The organism is Rivularia sp. UHCC 0363 (genome assembly GCF_034931125.1).
GTDB lineage: Bacteria > Cyanobacteriota > Cyanobacteriia > Cyanobacteriales > Nostocaceae > Rivularia.
The window spans coordinates 1-2,376 of the sequence record NZ_JAYGHM010000148.1; the positions used below are offsets into that span (position 1 = coordinate 1).

Annotated in this window: 3 protein-coding genes; 2 read left to right on the top strand and 1 reads right to left on the bottom strand. The window is 36.6% G+C overall.

What is annotated here, in order from left to right; all coding sequences use genetic code 11:
* Positions 1-78: 78 nt before the first annotated feature.
* Positions 79-333 carry a helix-turn-helix transcriptional regulator gene (locus VB797_RS34860; protein WP_323242376.1) on the top strand — a complete coding sequence of 85 codons (255 nt, stop codon included), beginning with the start codon at positions 79-81 and terminating at the stop codon, positions 331-333.
* Positions 326-1,057, top strand: coding sequence for a restriction endonuclease (locus tag VB797_RS34865; RefSeq protein ID WP_323242377.1), 732 nt, complete (start codon positions 326-328; stop codon positions 1,055-1,057). The genes VB797_RS34860 and VB797_RS34865 overlap by 8 nt, the downstream gene beginning before the upstream one ends.
* On the opposite strand, the gene VB797_RS34870 is transcribed toward VB797_RS34865, so the two are convergent.
* A complete protein-coding gene (locus tag VB797_RS34870) occupies positions 1,020-2,213 on the bottom strand; it encodes a DNA cytosine methyltransferase (RefSeq protein ID WP_323242378.1) in 1,194 nt (397 codons plus the stop codon). The two genes, VB797_RS34865 and VB797_RS34870, sit on opposite strands and share 38 nt — an antisense overlap.
* Between the last annotated feature and the right edge of the window lie 163 nt (positions 2,214-2,376).

The following is a 2,376-nucleotide window of genomic DNA, read 5'->3' on the forward strand; positions in this document are numbered from 1 at the left end:
CCAAATTCAAAGCAAAATCATTTTTAATGTGACACATAGTCCGTAGACTGATAGTCCACAACAAGTCACAATCGCCACATGAATGAATCGAAAACAAAGATTCTTCGTGCTTTTGGTCATCTTGTGAGACACAAAAGGACACAACTGGGAATTTCTCAGGAGGAACTCGGACTACGGGCAAATTTAGACCGCACCTACATATCTGGTGTGGAACGTGGAGTTAGAAATCCTTCCCTCACCGCTCTTGTAAGTCTTGCTAATGGCTTAGGTATTAGTGTTTCGGTTCTTCTTGAGAATTTGGAAATAAAAGCCGATGAGTTAGAGAATGAGTAGCCAAGAATTAATAATACAGATTCGAGAGCAACTCCAAAAAGCTCCAGTACAATTAAAAGTCTTTAATCTATTATCAGATAGTAAATGGCATTGTCGGGAACATGAAGGAAAAGCGGTTGCATCCGCTCAATATGCTGGTGGAGGTGGAATACAAGGATTACAACGTGGTACAAAGAATCGTCCTGGATTGGTAATCGAAACGAAAAAGGAATATTGTAATATTTGCTACCAAAAAACAAATTGGGATAGGTGGATTGGGGAAATACAATCAGCAAACTCTGCTGCTAATATACCTACTTCTTTGCACCGAAAAATTCTTCAAGTTTATTCATATATAGATGTAATTGAACAAAGAGAAAGGAAATCTCATGAGTTAGTTATTGACCATCGTTTTCCAATGGAGCGTTGGGGACAAAACGAATCACCCCACCTTACATCTATGAACGAGGATGAAATTAGACAAAAGTTTCAATTACTCAAAAAAGATGTTTCTGGTAATCACAATCTTTTAAAATCAAGAAGTTGCGAACGCTGTATTAAAACAGGAAAAAGAGGTACGCCTCTCGGTATTAAATTTTGGTATAAAGGTGATGAAAATTGGTCTTCCCCACATCAACGAGGTGCTGAGTCTGAGGAAGGCTGTATTGGTTGTGGTTGGTATGATTTTGAAACTTGGCGTAAAGCTCTTAATCAAAAGTTAGCTGAATCTGCTGGGGATGATTAAGAAAAACTGTGTTTTCCGTTTTCAAAGCAATATCATTCAAGTAAGGAATCAGCGCATAACCAATATACTCAGCTAATCGTGGAGGTACGGCATTTCCGATTTGCCACATAGCTTTTTTCATAGTACCTTCAAAAATAAACGAATCTGGAAATGTCTGTAATCTTGCCATTTCACGAGCGGAAATAACGCGATTAAGATAAGGATGAATATGAGTACCACCGTGATTTTCTTTCACGGTCATACTTGGTAAACCTGGATATTGACGCTTAAAAGCATCAGCATATTTCTTATATAGAGAACCTCCGGGTGGAACTTTAGCAATACGTTCCATATATTCAGGTGAATGTTTAGTCCATTCGTGATTTATTTCCGGTATTCTGGTATATTCCGGTAAATCGGAAATAGCTGATTCAATATTTTTGTATTCTTCAGTTAATAATTGAGCCTTCGGATAAGGATTAGGCATTCCAAATCTGTTAACAATAAATATCGCTCTTGGTCGAATTTGCGGTACACCGTATGCAGCAGATTCAAGGATTGCAACGGATAGATTATCGTAACCAATAGATTTAAATGCTTTTGTAATAGAATCTCTTACTTCTCCCTTTTGAATCGTCAAAATTCCCGGTACATTTTCCATCACAACGTACCAAGGACGAATTTCTGAAACAACGCGAATAAATTCATAAAATAAACGATTGCGCGGGTCTTTCGGATCGCGTTTTCCCGCAACAGAAAAACCTTGACATGGCGGACCACCTGCAACTAAATTTACTTCCGGTGAACCTATTTTTTCGAGCCATTTTAAAGGTGAAAATTGTTCAATATCTCCACAAAAGTGATGGGATTGCGGAAAATTTCTATTATGAGTTGCCGAAGCGATCGGACTGATTTCAACACTAGCTAATGGTTTAAATCCAGCTTGAACTAACCCTTGAGTCATTCCTCCCGCACCGCAAAATAAATCTACAAATGTGTAATCAGATGTTGGTATTGGTTCCGAACTTACTTCAATAAATATTTTATAGGGGTCTAATTCGTTTTCTTCTAATTTCCGCTGTATACGTTCGTAACGTCCCAATTTAGGTTTTTTTACTTTTGTAATAGCAATTTTTTCTTCTTTATCTGAGAAAAAAGATAATTGTGTTCCTTGCATTTGATGTTTAATCTTTACTTATGTTTTAGTCTAAAGATATTTTCTATTATAATATATTAACGATAATATAAATAATCTAAATTTTATATATAGAAAAAAACTTGGTTCGAGAGTCGGTAAAATATCGGTAATGTAATTGTACAACTTGGTGAGTTCAAGAAGG

Coding starts and splice junctions, on each gene's coding strand:
- VB797_RS34860 (WP_323242376.1), top strand. CDS start 79: ATGAATGAATCGAAAACAAAGATTCTTCGTGCTTTTGGTCATCTTGTG.
- VB797_RS34865 (WP_323242377.1), top strand. CDS start 326: ATGAGTAGCCAAGAATTAATAATACAGATTCGAGAGCAACTCCAAAAA.
- VB797_RS34870 (WP_323242378.1), bottom strand. CDS start 2,213: ATGCAAGGAACACAATTATCTTTTTTCTCAGATAAAGAAGAAAAAATT.